The 15,558-nt window shown below is 58.6% G+C and carries 17 protein-coding genes, 1 tRNA gene and 1 pseudogene; 11 read left to right on the plus strand and 8 right to left on the minus strand.

The genetic code is table 11. From position 1 onward, the window contains the following. Positions 1-46: 46 nt before the first annotated feature. Together ACYZT7_RS27790 and ACYZT7_RS27795 are read right to left on the minus strand one after the other, a co-directional pair. Positions 47-403: a BON domain-containing protein gene (locus ACYZT7_RS27790; protein ID WP_462039009.1), complete on the minus strand. Its 357-nt coding sequence runs from the start codon at positions 401-403 to the stop codon at positions 47-49. 314 nt (positions 404-717) lie between these two features. Then, entirely contained in the window at positions 718-1,140 is a 423-nt protein-coding gene (locus ACYZT7_RS27795) for a pilin (protein ID WP_462039010.1), read from the minus strand. 225 nt (positions 1,141-1,365) lie between these two features. On the opposite strand from ACYZT7_RS27795, the gene pilB reads away from it, so the two are divergent. Genes pilB through yacG form a run of 5 tightly spaced genes read left to right on the plus strand, consistent with a single transcriptional unit; the run spans position 1,366 to position 5,977 of the window. Further along, entirely contained in the window at positions 1,366-3,066 is a 1,701-nt protein-coding gene (gene pilB, locus ACYZT7_RS27800) for a type IV-A pilus assembly ATPase PilB (RefSeq protein ID WP_462039011.1), read from the plus strand. A 2-nt stretch (positions 3,067-3,068) separates the two neighbouring features. Further along, positions 3,069-4,286 carry a type II secretion system F family protein gene (locus tag ACYZT7_RS27805; protein ID WP_462039012.1) on the plus strand — a complete coding sequence of 406 codons (1,218 nt, stop codon included), beginning with the start codon at positions 3,069-3,071 and terminating at the stop codon, positions 4,284-4,286. A gap of 1 nt (position 4,287) precedes the next feature. Beyond that, positions 4,288-5,160, plus strand: a complete 873-nt coding sequence (locus ACYZT7_RS27810; protein ID WP_462039013.1) for a prepilin peptidase — start codon at positions 4,288-4,290, stop codon at positions 5,158-5,160. After that, a complete protein-coding gene (coaE, locus tag ACYZT7_RS27815; protein ID WP_462039014.1) occupies positions 5,157-5,780 on the plus strand; it encodes a dephospho-CoA kinase in 624 nt (207 codons plus the stop codon). Before ACYZT7_RS27810 ends, coaE begins: the two co-directional genes overlap by 4 nt. Beyond that, positions 5,777-5,977: a DNA gyrase inhibitor YacG gene (gene yacG / locus ACYZT7_RS27820; RefSeq protein WP_253418608.1), complete on the plus strand. Its 201-nt coding sequence runs from the start codon at positions 5,777-5,779 to the stop codon at positions 5,975-5,977. Before coaE ends, yacG begins: the two co-directional genes overlap by 4 nt. A 3-nt stretch (positions 5,978-5,980) precedes the next feature. On the opposite strand, the gene ACYZT7_RS27825 is transcribed toward yacG, so the two are convergent. Together ACYZT7_RS27825 and ACYZT7_RS27830 are read right to left on the minus strand one after the other, a co-directional pair. Then, positions 5,981-6,196 (minus strand): hypothetical protein, encoded by a 216-nt coding sequence (locus ACYZT7_RS27825; RefSeq protein ID WP_449645896.1) that lies wholly within the window; start codon positions 6,194-6,196, stop codon positions 5,981-5,983. A gap of 63 nt (positions 6,197-6,259) precedes the next feature. Beyond that, on the minus strand, positions 6,260-6,949 hold the full coding sequence (locus tag ACYZT7_RS27830; RefSeq protein ID WP_462039015.1) for an energy-coupling factor ABC transporter permease: 690 nt from the start codon (positions 6,947-6,949) through the stop codon (positions 6,260-6,262). A gap of 895 nt (positions 6,950-7,844) precedes the next feature. Between ACYZT7_RS27830 and ACYZT7_RS27835 the strand changes: the two genes are divergently transcribed. After that, positions 7,845-8,087, plus strand: coding sequence for a DUF2790 domain-containing protein (locus ACYZT7_RS27835; protein ID WP_462039016.1), 243 nt, complete (start codon positions 7,845-7,847; stop codon positions 8,085-8,087). Positions 8,088-8,095: 8 nt separating this feature from the next. Here the strand turns inward: ACYZT7_RS27835 and ACYZT7_RS27840 are convergent, their stop codons facing one another. The 3 genes from ACYZT7_RS27840 to ACYZT7_RS27850 are packed head-to-tail and all read right to left on the minus strand — an operon-like array spanning position 8,096 to position 11,966. Continuing rightward, a complete protein-coding gene (locus ACYZT7_RS27840) occupies positions 8,096-9,364 on the minus strand; it encodes an OprD family porin (protein WP_462039017.1) in 1,269 nt (422 codons plus the stop codon). Positions 9,365-9,381: 17 nt separating this feature from the next. Then, a complete protein-coding gene (locus tag ACYZT7_RS27845; RefSeq protein WP_462039018.1) occupies positions 9,382-10,602 on the minus strand; it encodes a benzoate/H(+) symporter BenE family transporter in 1,221 nt (406 codons plus the stop codon). Continuing rightward, on the minus strand, positions 10,599-11,966 hold the full coding sequence (locus tag ACYZT7_RS27850) for an aromatic acid/H+ symport family MFS transporter (protein ID WP_462039019.1): 1,368 nt from the start codon (positions 11,964-11,966) through the stop codon (positions 10,599-10,601). The genes ACYZT7_RS27845 and ACYZT7_RS27850 overlap by 4 nt, the downstream gene beginning before the upstream one ends. A 251-nt stretch (positions 11,967-12,217) precedes the next feature. On the opposite strand from ACYZT7_RS27850, the gene ACYZT7_RS27855 reads away from it, so the two are divergent. From ACYZT7_RS27855 to ACYZT7_RS27875, 5 genes and pseudogenes are all read left to right on the plus strand, one after another. Continuing rightward, positions 12,218-12,844 carry a DUF1780 domain-containing protein gene (locus tag ACYZT7_RS27855; RefSeq protein WP_008154887.1) on the plus strand — a complete coding sequence of 209 codons (627 nt, stop codon included), beginning with the start codon at positions 12,218-12,220 and terminating at the stop codon, positions 12,842-12,844. A 10-nt stretch (positions 12,845-12,854) separates the two neighbouring features. Continuing rightward, positions 12,855-12,959, plus strand: a pseudogene (locus tag ACYZT7_RS27860) (MOSC domain-containing protein); the annotation flags it as partial. A gap of 68 nt (positions 12,960-13,027) precedes the next feature. Next, complete coding sequence (locus ACYZT7_RS27865) at positions 13,028-13,201, plus strand: DUF3094 domain-containing protein (protein ID WP_074870992.1); 174 nt, start codon at positions 13,028-13,030, stop codon at positions 13,199-13,201. Between the two features lie 60 nt (positions 13,202-13,261). Further along, entirely contained in the window at positions 13,262-14,560 is a 1,299-nt protein-coding gene (locus ACYZT7_RS27870) for an NAD(P)/FAD-dependent oxidoreductase (RefSeq protein WP_461974440.1), read from the plus strand. Between the two features lie 316 nt (positions 14,561-14,876). After that, positions 14,877-15,275, plus strand: coding sequence for an HvfA family oxazolone/thioamide-modified RiPP metallophore (locus ACYZT7_RS27875; protein WP_462039020.1), 399 nt, complete (start codon positions 14,877-14,879; stop codon positions 15,273-15,275). Positions 15,276-15,466: 191 nt separating this feature from the next. Here ACYZT7_RS27875 and ACYZT7_RS27880 read toward each other — a convergent pair. Next, positions 15,467-15,543 (minus strand) — tRNA-Pro (locus ACYZT7_RS27880). Between the last annotated feature and the right edge of the window lie 15 nt (positions 15,544-15,558).

Consider the following 15,558-nt stretch of genomic DNA (forward strand, 5'->3'; position numbering starts at 1 on the left):
GGCCCGCCTGTCGCGCCTTCTCCCAGTCCAGGCGAGAAGTCTTGCCTTACTCGGCTTTCAGGCCGTCAGCGGAAACAGCCTGGACGCCTTTGATTTTCTTGGCGATAGCCACGGCGGTGGCTTTCTGAGCGTCAGTTACCGCAACGGTGGACGACAGAGACACTACGCCTTTGTTGGTTTCGACTTTGATGTCGGTGCCAGGAATGCCTTTTTCCGTCACCAGGTCGGCTTTGACTTTAGTGGTGATCCAGGTATCGGAAGTAGCTTCTTTGGCTTTGGTGACTTCACCCGCCGCCAGAGTCATCGGAGCCTGGGTGGTTTGGGTGGTCTGTGCAAATGCGACGTTGGCCATGGTCAGGGTCAACGCGGTAGCAGTAGCGGCAGCGATAGCGAACTTCTTCATACGAGTAACTCCTGTTTTTCATAAAGTCTGCTGCGTGTCTTGTCAGCAGGGTTACTGGAGATATTGCGAACGCTATGCCAACTTTGAGACAGTCAATAAATACATATAAATCAATAGTTTACAAAGACACCTAATTTTCGTAATCATGCAAATTGCATGACTTGGAAATTATCGACATGCAAGTTGCGGGTTTTGCCGCCGGACTAAGGCCATGAATTGTTGGAAGTTTTCTCAATTACTCGCATTTGCCCCAAACGGCGAACAAAAAAATGCCCCGCAAGGCGGGGCATTGGCCACACGGCAATGACTCAGCCTTATGCGGCGGGGGCAGCGGCAGCGGTGCAAGCTTTAGGCGCATATTCCGCATCGACTTCGGTGGTGCATGTCCAGCCAGTCAACGCGCGCGTCAGGGTAATGGACTTATTCAACACCGGACCCGGAGCATTAAGAATTTTGCAAGCGATAGAGCCTGTACCGTCAGCCGCTTTGCCGGTCGCTGACGTTGTACAGTTGGAGGTCGTTAAGGCACCACCGATCTTATCCAGTGTCACATCGGTCCCTTGATTCATAAGATCCTCAAACGGAACCTTCAACGCAGAAATCTCAGCCAGCCCCGCCGTGACTTTGGCCCGGGCCTGGTACTTGGAATATTGCGGCAACGCAAACGTCGCCAGAATTCCGATAATCGCCACCACGATCAGCAGTTCGATCAAGGTAAAACCTTTTTGAGTATTCAAAGACAAGCTCCATGCATGAGTCGAAATCTCATGATCTGAACTAGCCGCAGCACAGCCCATGCCAAGCCCTTCGCCCCGTGTTGGCGGGGCGTGCGAGCGACACACAGTCCTTTCCTACCCCCAGAATCCGCACTATCTGACACTTTTTGTCACCTGAACGTCGCTGGTTTGGTTACTCCGCTTGACTAGGCTATAAGTCATGAACTGTCTGCGTCCGGTATCCCCATGAATGACATCGCCCTTAGCGGTCTGGCCAAGCAATTGGTCCTGGCCGAGCTGCTCACTGACAAAAGCGCGCAACAGGCGTATCAGCAAGCCCAACGTGATAAAACCCCCCTCGTCAGCTACCTGGTGCAGAACAAGCTGGTGAAAAGCCGCCAGGTTGCCGAGATCGCGTCGGAACACTTCGGCATGACCTTGCTCGACCTCGATTGCCTGGACAAGGAAACCCAACCCAAGGGTCTGGTCAGCGAGAAACTGATCCGCCAGCACCACGCCCTGCCCCTCTGGCGACGCGGCAACAAACTGTTCGTGGGGATTTCCGACCCGACCCATCACCAGGTCATTAACGATATCCAGTTCAGCACCGGGCTCAATACCGAAGCCATTCTGGTCGAAGACGACAAACTCACTGATGCCATCGAAAAATTCTTCGACAGCCCAAGTACCGGCCTGGAAGACATGGCCGACGTTGACCTCGATGGCGTGGACATCGAGTCGATCGATGACAACAGACAGGACGCCATCGCCGGCCAGGATGCCGACGATGCGCCCGTGGTGCGCTTCGTCCACAAAATGTTGCTGGACGCGATCAAAAGCGGCTCTTCCGACCTGCATTTCGAACCTTATGAAAAAACCTACCGCGTGCGGATGCGTACCGACGGTATTTTGCGTGAAGTCGCCAAACCACCGATTCAACTGGCCAATCGCATCGCCGCGCGGCTGAAAGTCATGGCCAGCCTCGACATCTCCGAACGGCGCCGGCCCCAGGACGGGCGGATCAAGATGCGCCTGTCCAAGAGTAAGTCCATCGACTTTCGGGTCAACACCCTGCCAACCCTGTGGGGCGAAAAAGTGGTGATCCGGATCCTCGACCCGTCCAGCGCTCAGATGGGCATCGACGCCCTCGGCTATGAGCCCGATCAGAAAGACCTGTACATGGCCGCCCTCAAGCAGCCACAGGGGATGATTCTGGTGACCGGGCCCACCGGCTCGGGCAAAACCGTGTCGCTCTACACCGGGCTGAACATTCTCAATACTGTGGACATCAACATCTCCACCGCCGAAGACCCGGTGGAGATCAACATGGAAGGCATCAACCAGGTCAACGTCAATCCAAAACAGGGAATGGACTTCGCCCAGGCGCTGCGCTCATTTCTGCGACAGGACCCGGACGTGATCATGGTCGGCGAGATCCGCGACCTCGAAACCGCGGAAATCGCCATCAAGGCCGCCCAGACCGGGCACCTGGTGCTGTCGACCCTGCACACCAACAGCGCCGCCGAAACCCTGACCCGCCTGCACAACATGGGCATCCCGGGTTTCAACATTGCCACCTCGATCAGCCTGATCATTGCCCAGCGCCTGGCGCGCAAATTGTGCAGCCATTGCAAGAAACCCATCGAAATCCCCCGGGAGGCGCTGCTCAAGGAAGGCTTCCCCGAGGAACGCATCGGCTCATTCACGATCTATGAGCCAGTCGGTTGCGATCACTGCAACAACGGTTACAAAGGCCGAGTAGGGATTTATGAGGTGGTGAAGAATACCCCGGACCTGCAACGGCTGATCATGGCCGAAGGCAATTCACTGGAAATCGACATCCAGATGCGTAAGGACGGTTTCAACGACCTGCGTACGTCGGGCCTGCTCAAGGCCATGCAAGGCATCACCAGCCTTGAAGAAATCAACCGGGTCACCAAGGACTGAATATGGCGGTCAAAGCAGCAAAAATCGGCGTCTACACCTGGGAAGGTACAGACCGCAAAGGCACCAAAATGACAGGCGAGTTGAGCGGTCAGAACCCGGCGTTGATCAAGGCCCAGTTGCGCAAGCAGGGCATAAACCCCGGCAAGGTACGCAAGAAGTCCACTTCGATTTTCAACATGGGCAAGCGCATCAAGTCCCAGGACATTGCCCTGTTCACCCGGCAGATGGCGACCATGATGAAAGCCGGTGTACCACTGTTGCAGTCCTTCGACATCATCGGTGAAGGCTTTGATAACCCTGCCATGCGCACACTGGTAGACGAGGTAAAACAGGAAGTCGCGGCGGGTAACAGCTTCGCCGCTTCCCTGCGCAAAAAGCCCCAATACTTCGATGAGCTCTACTGCAACCTGGTCGATGCCGGCGAGCAGGCCGGGGCTCTCGATACCCTGTTGGAGAGAGTGGCGACCTATAAGGAAAAGAGCGAAAGCCTCAAGGCCAAGATCAAGAAAGCCATGACCTACCCGCTGGCGGTGGTGTTTGTTGCGATCATTGTGACCGGGATTCTGCTGGTCAAAGTGGTGCCGCAGTTCGAGTCGGTGTTCAAAGGGTTTGGTGCTGAATTGCCGGCCTTCACCGTGATGGTCATCGGCCTGTCGGAGTTCATGCAGCAATGGTGGTGGGCGATGCTCGGCGTGCTGATCGCGTTGATCTTCGGCGTGCGCCACGCCTTTAAAACGTCGCAGGGCTTCCGGGACTGGATGGACACCTGGTTACTGAAACTGCCGTTGATTGGCACGCTGATGTACAAGTCTGCCGTGGCCCGTTACGCCCGCACACTGTCGACCACCTTCGCCGCCGGGGTGCCGCTGGTGGAAGCCCTGGATTCGGTGGCCGGCGCGACGGGTAACATCGTATTCAAGCGTGCGGTGCTGCGTATAAAGCAGGACGTATCCACCGGCATGCAGCTGAATTTTTCCATGCGCACCTCCGGCATCTTTCCCAACATGGCGATTCAGATGACCGCCATTGGCGAAGAGTCCGGCGCACTGGACGACATGCTCGACAAAGTCGCGAGCTTCTACGAGGACGAAGTGGACAACATGGTTGATAACCTCACCAGCCTGATGGAGCCGTTCATCATGGTGGTGCTGGGTGTTATCGTCGGCGGCCTGGTGGTTGCGATGTACCTGCCCATCTTCCAACTTGGCTCAGCGATCTGACATGCCCTTGAACGACATTCTGACCCTCTACCCGCTGGTCTTCGTGATCGCAGCCATGTTGGTCGGCCTGCTGATTGGCAGCTTTCTCAACGTGGTGGTCTGGCGCCTGCCAAAAATGCTTGACCGCGAATGGCGTCAGGAGGCTCATGACGTGTTGGGCTTGCCAAGCGAGACACCGCTGCCGACCTTCAACCTGATGCTCCCCCATTCCCAGTGCCCTCATTGCGGCCATCGAATCCGCGTCTGGGAAAACATTCCGCTGCTCAGTTATCTGTTTTTACGGGGTCGGTGCTCGAACTGCGCGGCAGCGATCAGCAAACGCTACCCGCTGACCGAACTGGCGTGCGGTCTGCTCTCGGTGCTCATCGCGTGGCATTTCGGTTTCGGCTGGCAGGCCTGCATGGCGCTGGTCCTGAGCTGGGGGTTGCTGACGATGAGCCTGATCGATGCCGAGCATCAATTGCTGCCGGATGTGCTGGTGCTGCCACTGATGTGGCTGGGACTGATCGTCAACAGCTTCGAGCTCTTCGTGTCCCTGCATGACGCATTGTGGGGCGCGGTGGCCGGTTATATGGCGTTGTGGTCGGTGTTCTGGCTGTTCAAGCTGATCACCGGCAAGGACGGCATCGGCCACGGCGATTTCAAATTATTGGCAATGCTCGGCGCCTGGGGTGGCTGGCAGATTTTGCCCCTGACTATCCTGCTGTCATCGCTCGTGGGGGCGATCATCGGGGTGATTTTACTGCGCCTGCGCAACGAGAAAACGTCGACACCGATCCCCTTCGGACCCTTTCTGGCGATTGCCGGCTGGATTGCCTTGCTCTGGGGTGGTCAAATAACGGACTTCTATTGGCAGTTTGTCGGTTTGAAATGAATACCCCTGTGGAAAAACCCTGGATTCTCGGCCTGACGGGCGGCATCGGCAGCGGCAAAAGCGCGGCGGCCCAGCACTTCATCGACCTGGGCGTGCACGTAGTGGACGCTGATCATGCGGCGCGTTGGGTGGTGGAACCGGGGCGCCCGGCGCTGGCAACGATCGCCGAACACTTCGGCCCCGGCGTCTTGCAAGCCAACGGGCAACTGGATCGCGCTGCGCTGCGCAAACTGATCTTCGAAGTACCAGAGGAACGCCGCTGGCTCGAAGCGCTGCTGCACCCGCTGATCGCCAAGGAAATCGCCGATCATCTGGCCAAGGCACAATCGCCTTACGCGATTCTGGTTTCGCCGCTGCTGATCGAGTCCGGGCAGTACGCCATGGTCCAACGGGTCCTGGTGATCGATGCCCCCGAACAGCTACAGATCGAACGCACCCTGCAGCGTGACCAGACCAGCGAGCAACAGGTCCAGGCGATCCTCAAGGCCCAGTCCAGCCGACAGGACCGCGTGAGCCACGCCGACGAGGTGGTGGTCAACGACCGCGACCTCGCCTGGCTGCACAGCGAGGTCGAACGCCTGCATCACTTTTACCTTACTTTGTGTGGAGGCCAGTCATGAGCCAAACCCCAACCGTCGATTGCCCAACCTGCGGCGCCCCTGTTGAATGGAGCCCTGAGAGCAAATTCCGGCCTTTCTGTTCGGACCGTTGCAAGCTGATTGACCTGGGCGCCTGGGCGTCGGAAGAACACAAGATTCCAGTCAGCCCGGATGCCGAAGACGAACTGTTCAGCGAAGACTTCGACCCGCGTCACTGATCTTCAAGGCCGCATAAAACCGTAGTCCTGGTTGTCATCGAGGTTTTCCGCAAGAAAACGCAACTCATCGGCCAGGTCTTCGGCGCTGCGCACCGCCTTGCTCTGTTGCACCACTGCGCTGAGCAAGGCGCGCAAGCTCAACCCCGGATCAAACCCCACTTCCTGCGCCCCATCCAGACTCTGGCGCAACTCCTGCCTTGCCCATTCGTAGACACTCATTTCGATGCTCCTGAAGGTTTCCCCAAGCATGGATTCGTGAGCGATTTTTGGATTTGATGTGGATCAAGATTTGGGATCGTCGTCTTTCCAGGGCGCCGAAAGGTAGCGCGTGCGGTTGAACGTTTCCAGCCACTCGGGGCAAAACACCACCAGCGCGCTGACCACCATGCCGTTGATAAATGCTTCCGGGAAAATCAGCAACCACAGATAACCGACAAAATCTTCCAGCCAATACGGCATGGCGAAACGTTCGTTGAACCACAGCAACCACAGCGCCAACAGCAGGCACAGCAACGCCGACAGCGCCGCTGCAAAAAAACCGGACACGAAGATATACACAAAGGGATTACGCGGCTGCGCTCGCTCCACCAGAATCGCGCAGCACTCGGTGACCAGCACCGGCAGCAGAATCAGCAGCGCCCCGTTGACCCCCATCGCCGCCAGATCTTGTCGCCCGAGCAGCACTAATCCCGCTTGCGCGACCAACCCGCCGACAATTGCCAGCGGCCAGTCGAGCAACAGGGTGACGGCGGTCATGCCGATAAAGTGGTAGGACACGCCGGTGTCGAAGTCTTGTCGCACCAGCCAGAGCATGAACAGCGCGAACACCGTGCCAAACAACAGATGCTGGCGGCGGCTGTCGCTGAACAGTTCGACCCACGGTGCTCGCGCAACGGCCCAGATCAGCACCGAAACATAGATCAACCACCCCGCCGTGAGGGTTTCAGGTGACAGTAACTCGGCGCCGATCATGGCTGGGCACACTCCCTTGTCTTGCCGAAAGAGAACAGGTTCTCAGTCTACACCGGGGTTTGGATGGGCTTCGACTTTGCTCCGGAGGGTCGATTTACGATTGGGGCATATCCGTTGCTGCGGTAGCGGCTGCTGGCGGTTTCGCTTTTACAGCGAGTCACTTGGAGAAGCCCCAAGTAACCAAGGGCTCTTGCCCCGCCATTCGGTGCCTCGCCTAGGCTCGGCATGCCCTCACTCCGGTCCTGCTCCGTGGGCCCGCCGCCATCGGCCATCCATGGCCGGGGGCGGCTACCGCGGCATCCTTGCCGCGGTGCCCCCTGCGCAACGCCTGCGTTCGGCCTCTGGGAAAGGGGCGGCAGATCTGAAGCCAAAGCAAAGCAACAGCAACGGCAACGGCAACGGCAACGGCAAGATCAAAAGATCAAAAGATCGCAGCCTCGCTTCGCTCGACCGCTCCTACAGGGAAATACGTTCACTTGAAGCCAGGTCGGCCGGTAGGCCGCCTCGCTTTGGCGTTTGCGGTGCACGCCCCCTCGAGAGGCCGAGTGGAGGTTCTGCGCAGTGGGCAACCCGGCATGGATGCCGGGTTAGCCGCCCCCGGCCATGGATGGCCGATGGCGGCGGGCCCACGGAGCAGGACCGGAGCGAGGGCATGCCGAGCCTAGGCGAGGCACCGAACGAAAGGGGCAAGAGCCCTTGGTTACTTGGGGCTTTTCCAAGTGACTCGCTGTAAAAGCGAAACCGCCAGAAGCCGTTACCGCAGAAACGGATATGCCCGCATTCAAAAACAGCGATTGTTACGTTTCCTGCAACGCTGAATCAAAACCAGCCCCCTTTATCACTCCCAGCCAAAGACTAAACTTCAACCATCAGAACCAACCCCGAGCCCACAAAAATGAAAACCCTGATCAGCCTGTTTCTGACCGTTGTCGCCACCTCGGCCATGGCCGCCGGCAACGAACCCACCGCTACCTCGTACAACCCGGCACAGCCGCTGGACATCGCCGAAGTGGTTTCAGTGACAGACACCGCAACGGCCTGCGACGTTGTGCCAGCGACCATGGTCTACATCGATCATCAGGGCCAGACTCATCGCGTGACGTATCAGGTGATGGGTAGCTGCATGAGCAATCTGTGATCTGCGCCTCATAGCAGTGTCCACGTATAGCTGAGGATCAGACGGTTCTCGTCGATATCACTGCGGTAGTTGGAGCGCGCCATCACGTTGCGCACGCGAATCCCGAGGCCCTTGAGGCTGCCGCTCTGCAGCACATAGCCGAGATCGAGATCACGCTCGCGGTCCTTGCCTTCGAACCCTTTGCCGGTATCGACATTGTTGCCGGTGATGTAGCGCACGGTGCTGGTCAGCCCCGGCACGCCGAGAGCCGCGAAATCGTAGTCGTAACGTGCCTGCCAGGAGCGCTCATCGGTGTAGGCGAACTCGTAGGTCGGCACTTCGTTGCCCAGCGGTGAGATGTTGGCAAACACTCGCGGGAAGGCGCTGTCGCCGAACATGCCCTGATAGCCGAGATAAAACGTGTGGCCGCCGCGCTTGGCCGACAGCAAAGAGAAGAACGCCTGGTTGTCGATGTTGCCGAGCAATTTTTTGCCGTCTTCGCGCGAATCGTAATAACCAAGGTTGGCGCCCAGGATCCAGTTACCGAGTGGCTCGCTGTGCTTGAGGCCGAGAAAGCGCTGGTTGTAGATATCTTCCAGTTGCCCGAACCAGGCGCTGACCGAGCTGCGTTTATCGTTGAAAGCGTAATCGGCGCCGGCAAAGTTGAAGCCATCGCTGCTGACCTGACGCTGCGGTACATGACCGAGCATGGCTTGCATCTTTTCGTCGCCAGCCTCGTTGCGCAGGCTGGTCGAGTTCAAGTGGCCACCTTGTAAGGTCAGGCCATTGATCTCGTTCGAGCTGATGCTCGCGCCCTGATAGCTGGGCGGCAGCAAACGGATATCGCTGAAGGCCAGCACTGGCAAGTTGGGTTGCAGCTCACCCACCTTCAGTTCGGTTTTAGAGAAACGCACCTTCAACGCGCCTTCCAGTCGGCTGTAATCATCCGCCGCGCGCCCGTCATCCTGCACCGGCAGCAAACCGGTATTGACCCGGTCCGGGCTGCTATCGAGCTTGAGGCCGAGCAGGCCAATGACATCCACACCAAAACCGACGGGGCCCTGGGTGTAACCGGATTTGACGTTGAGGATGAAGCCCTGCGCCCACTCTTCAGCCTTCGATTGTTGGTTGGCCCCAACGATGTCGGAGAAGTCCCGGCTGAAGTAGTAATTGCGCGCTTGCAAGGTCGCCGTGGTGTCTTCGATGAAGCCACCCTCGGCCGCCATCGCACCGGCGGAGAAACTCGAGACGACAGCCATGGACAACACTGAACCGGTTGTTGGAAGAATCTGTTTCATCGTTTTTTCTCTTATTTTTATTGATCGACAGGTTGAAGTGCTTCAGCCGCCGCGGACTCGCGGCGGGGAACGGGACGACGGGCGTTTAACAACACGTGGGTGACCATGCCGAAAATCAGCCCCCAAAATGCAGCGGACAAACCCAACAACGACATGCCCGACGCGGTGGTCAGAAAGGTCACCAATGCGGCTTCGCGATCACTCGGCACGGCCATTGCGCCGGCCAATGCCCCGGCAATCGCAGCAAACAGCGCCAGCCCGGCCAAGGCTGCGATCAGTTCTTTGGGGAACGCCGAAAACAGTGAAACCAGGGTGGCGCCGAAGATCCCCAGCACCAGGTAACACAGCCCGCCCACAACCCCGGCCACATAGCGTTTGCCGGAATCTTCATGGGCTTCGCGCCCGGTACAAATCGCCGCGGTGATTGCCGCCAGATTCAGCCCGTGACAACCGAACGGTGCCAACAGCGCTGTGCCCAACGCACTGCTGGCGATGATCGAGCTTGCCGGCGTTGGGTAACCGCTGGCCCGCAGCACCGCCATGCCGGGAACAAACTGGCCGGTCAGCGCCACCATCACCAGCGGCAAGGCGATATTCAGGGTCGCGCTCAGGCTGAACGCGGGCGTGATCCATACCGGCGTGGCCAAGCCGATCACCAGCGCTTCGCGGTGCAAATCACCAGTGAGAAAGGCGATGGAGCAGCCCACCAGCAGCACCATCAACACCGCATAACGCGGCATCACCCGTTTGCAAATCAGGTACGTGGCAAACATCGCCAACACCAGCAGCGGCTTGCCCTGCAACGAGACGAACAACCCGGCGCCGAAGCTGAACAGAATTCCCGCCAGCATCGCCGCCGCAATCGCCGCGGGCAGTTTGCTGATGATCCGGTCAAAGGTCCCCGATACCCCGATCAGAAAGATAATCAGGCTGCTGACCAGATAAGCACCCACCGCCTCCGGCATGGAGATTCCCGGCAACAGCGCCACCAGCAACGCCGAACCCGGCGCAGACCACGCGATGATCACCGGGACGCGGTAACGCAGGCTCAGACCGATGCCGAGTACGGCGCTGCCGATGGAAATCGCCCAGACCCAGGAAGACAGCACCTCCCGCGAGAGGTGCGCGGTCTCGGCGGCCTGAAAGATGATTACCAATGGGCCTGCGTAGGAAATCACCGTGGCGATAAATCCGGCGACTGCCGCAGACAGGGAAAAGTCCCGGACTAACGCTCTCATGAAACGTCGCCAACAGACCCGTCGGGCGAACCGTGGCGCAGGCCCGACAGCGCTTGTTTAGCACTGCGTCGACTGCTGATGGCGAACACGGTCATGGCGATCGCGGCCACCGCACCGGGCAAGGCAAATGCCATGAAATTCAGTTGCAGCGGCAGGCTAATCCCGAGCAAAGCACCGCCCAGCAGCGGTCCGACGATGGCACCGTTGCGCCCGATGCCCGACGCCCAGCCCAAACCGGTAGAGCGAATGGTCATGGAGTAGAACTGCGCGGCGCAGGCGTACAACAGAATCTGCGAGCCGATGGTGGTGGCGCCGGCGATGGCGATCAGCAGGTACAACAGCGGCATCGGGCTGTTGAAACCCAGCAAGGTGATCGACACGGCAGCCACGGCGAAGAACACCGCCAACACCCGCGGCAGGTTGAGTTTGTCCCCCAGCACACCGCCGCCGACCGCGCCGAAAATGGCACCGAAGTTGAGCACCAGCAGGAACGACAGACTCGAGCCCAGGCTGTAACCGGCGTTGGCCATCAGTTTTGGCAGCCAGGAACTCAAGGCGTAGACCATCAGCAAGCAGCAGAAAAACGCCAGCCACAGCATCAGCGTGCGCAGCGCACGACCTTCGCGAAACAGTTGCAACACCGGGGTGCCGGTGCCCTTCACTTCGCTCATGTGCAACTGATCGCTGGTTTGCGCGACGTAAGCCGGATCAATCCGTTCCAGAACGTGGCGCGCCTCTTCATTGCGCCCCTGACGCAGCATGAAACCCACCGACTCGGGCAGGAAGTACATGATCAACGGCAACAACAGCAGCGGCAGCACCGCCACGTAAAACACCGATTGCCAGCCAAAACTCGGGATCAGCACGATACCGAGCCCCGCCGAGAGCATGCCGCCCACCGAGTAGCCGCTGAACATGATCGCCACCAGCGTGCTACGGATTTTCTTCGGCGCGTATTCGTTCATCAGCGCCACGACGTTGGGCATCACCCCGCCAATGCCCAGGCCAGCAATGAACCGGCAGAGGCCAAACTCGGTCGGGTTACGGGCAAAACCATTGAGCACGGTAAAACCGCTGAAGAGCATCACGCAGATCGTGATGGCTTTTTTGCGACCGATCTTGTCCGACAACGGACCGAAAAACAGCGCACCGAACATCATGCCGAACAGTGCATAACTGCCCAGTGCGCCTGCTTGCAGGGGACTGAGTCCCCACTCTTTCATCAGCATCGGCAGCACCACGCCGTAGATCACCAAATCGTAACCATCGAAAATGATGATCAGGGCACACCAGAACAGCACCATCCAGTGAAAGCGGTTGAATCGTGCGTTGTCGATAACCTCATGTACGTCGATCTTGCGCATGGCATTTATCTCTTGTTGTTATTTTTTAAAAGCGTCGGTAACACGGCTCACGTCCGTACAGCCGAGGGTAGAGTCGCCAGGCACGGGGCAATATCCGCTTTGCGCAGATCGCTATCCGTTTTGTGCAATGCCCTGAACCGGGCGCGGGATGCGGATTGTTGCGGGCATGGCGCGCCGCAGACCCGGCAGATCTGACCCTCTCCGATAAACTGTCTTCTTTGCGATCGCATTTGAACGCTAAGCTTGGGCTTATGGATGACTCAGATTATTTACGCCTGCTGACCATCGCGGCCGAGCAAGCCAACGCGTTCCTGTCCAATGCCCGCAAATGGGAGCGTGAGCGTTGGGTCTGTCAGCGCCTGCTGCAAGGCCTGAACATTCCCTATCGCGCTGACGAATTCGCCCCGGCCGGGGAGCCACCGGACGTGCTGTTTCGTGACGCCAGTTTCGAAGTGTTTTTCGTGCTCGATGAAGGCCGACGCCTCAACGATGAATGGCGCGATGAGCTGCAACGCCGGCGCAGCGCGTTTTCTCTGAGTTCACTGGTGCGCCGCGAGGCCAAGCCCCGGCGCATCCCGGCCAATGAGTTTCTGCTGAGACTGGCGCCGACCTTGCGCAAAAAAGCGCACAACTACAAAGAACGCGGCATGGACCTGGGCGAACTGGACATCATCGCCTTCGCCAGCCTGAAGCGCGAAGTACTGGACCTCAACAGCCATTTCCCGCCACCGACCGAATACCTGCGCCAGGGCTGGCGCTCATTGTCGCTGGTCGGTCCGACCTTCGCCCGTGTGCTGTTCGCGCACCCGGATGCCCCGGATTTCCTGCGCAGCAACCTGGGTCGCAGCATTGTTTTCGACGTCGGGATCAGCCTGTGAGTCCGTTGCAGGAGTTGATCGCTGGGTGTTACAAAGTGGAATCATTCACCTGGACGATACGGTGAGCGTCGAGCCCATTCCTGCCAGCGGCTATGCTCCGTTCAACGCGGGCTAACGAGTTACACAGCAGCCTGCTGTAGCTTCTACACATTTAGCAACGTCTACCCCCTGACGAGGCCCAATATGACCAGCCGCCTGAACCCCGACGACCAAAAGCATGTCGAAGAGTACCTGCAACTGTCCCAGCACCAAGTCGAGCGCCGGCCTTTCCGGCCGTGGATGCTCCTGGTGGTGGTGTTGGCAGTGACCATTGGTTTAGGCCTGTTGAGCCGATTTATCAGTTACCTGACGCTATGAGCTGCATCGCGCTCGCTCGGGTAATTGCACCGATTTCTTTTAGCCTTGCGAGATATCCCCATGACTCATCGTATTGTCATCGTTGGCGGCGGCGCCGGCGGTCTGGAGTTGGCTACCCGTCTGGGTAAGACTCTGGGCAAGCGCGGCACGGCCAGTGTGATGCTGGTCGACGCGAACCTGACCCACATCTGGAAACCGCTGTTGCATGAAGTGGCGGCCGGGTCGCTGAACTCTTCCGAAGACGAACTCAACTATGTTGCCCAAGCGAAATGGAACCACTTCGAGTTTCAGCTGGGGCGCATGAGCGGGCTTGATCGCGCACAGAAGAAAATCCAGTTGGCTGCCACCTACGACGAAGCCGGCCTGGAACTGGTTCCAGCCCGTGAAGTGGGTTACGACTCGCTGGTGATCGCGGTCGGCAGTACCACCAACGATTTCGGCACTCAGGGCGCGGCGCAACACTGCCTGTTCCTCGACACTCGCAAACAGGCCGAGCGCTTCCATCAGCAATTGCTCAACCACTACCTGCGCGCGCACGCCGGGCAGACCGACAAGGTCGAGCAGATCAGCGTGGCCATCGTGGGTGCCGGTGCCACCGGGGTCGAACTGGCCGCCGAACTGCACAACGCCGCCCATGAACTGGCGGCTTACGGCCTGGACCGAATCAAACCGGAAAACATGCACATTACCTTGATCGAAGCCGGGCCACGGGTGCTGCCCGCATTGCCGGAACGTATCGGCGGGCCTGTGCATAAAACCCTGGAGAAGCTTGGGGTCAACGTCATGACCAATGCCGCCGTGAGTGAAGTGACGGCCGACAGCCTGATTACCGCCGATGGCAAAGTCATCAACGCCAGCCTGAAAGTCTGGGCGGCCGGGATTCGTGCACCGGGGTTCCTCAAGGACATCGATGGTCTGGAGACCAACCGGATCAATCAGCTACAAGTGTTGCCGACCCTGCAAACCACCCGCGACGAGAACATCTTCGCCTTCGGTGACTGCGCGGCCTGCCCGCAACCTGGCACCGATCGCAATGTACCGCCGCGCGCCCAGGCGGCGCATCAGCAGGCTTCGCTGTTAGCCAAATCGCTGAAGCTGCGGATCGAAGGCAAGCCTCTGCCTGCGTACAAATACACCGACTACGGCTCGCTGATCTCACTGTCGCGGTTTTCGGCTGTGGGTAACTTGATGGGCAACCTCACCGGCAGCGTGATGCTCGAAGGCTGGCTGGCGCGGATGTTTTATGTGTCGCTGTACCGCATGCACCAGATGGCGCTGTATGGCGCCTTCCGCACGGCGATGCTGATGCTGGGCAGCAAGATCGGGCGTGGGACTGAGCCCCGACTCAAACTGCACTAAAATTTTCGGCGTCAGTTAGGGCCTCTTCGCGGGCAAGCCTCGCTCCTACAAGGTCACCACCGAACTGTAGGAGCGAGGCTTGCCCGCGAATGGGGCGCCCCGCTCCGACTTTCGGGCAGTTGTGTGTCTCACTGTATCTCTCTAACCGTTTCATCCCCTTCGCTTACAAACTCCCCTTTGCGCGACACAGTTGCGATACACCACGCCCGCTAAATGGCCACACCCGGCACAGGCACCCCGCCTGCACAGGTTTGTCGCCGCACTCACGTGGCGTCCTTTATCGAACGGTTGTGTCGTGCAACCCAGGAGATCTGAAATGTCCCGTACCACCAAAAACACTATTGGTCTGCTCGGCGCTGTTTTGGCCGGCGGCATGATGTTGTCCGGTTCCGTGTTCGCTTCGCAACCTCTGACCCAAGGCTACCTGCTGGCCTCGGCTGAACAGGTGGTGAAGACCCCTGAAGGCAAATGTGGCGAAGGCAAGTGTGGCGATGCCTCGATGGCAAAAACTGACATTGATGACGACGGCAAGGTATCCCGTGCCGAATTCCTGAAAGTGGCGCCGAAGTCCAATTTCGACAAGATCGACACCAACCATGACGGCTTCATCGACGAACAAGAGGCTTTCGATAACGTGAAAGCCAACTTCGAAGCCAATGGCAAAAAAATGCCAAAAGGCCTGTTCGAGCATTTGAAAGACCAAGACGGCGCCTAAGCACCCGAGAACCAGCCGCGCTTCTCCATTCAGAAAGCGCGGCTTTTTTGCGTCTGGAAAATCTAAAGCTGAAAGCGTCGCACCATGCCACGCAAGGCTTTGGCCAGCGGTGATGCTCATGACTTGAGAAAATCACGTTTTCGGCAGACAAAAAAAAATCCCCGTATCTTTCGATACGAGGATTTTTAATATGGTCGGGGTAAGGGGATTCGAACTCCTGACATCCTGCTCCCAAAGCAGGCGCGCTACCGGACTGCGCTATACCCCGGTAAAAAAAAGGCGA

This window comes from Pseudomonas sp. RT4P38 (genome assembly GCF_054897765.1).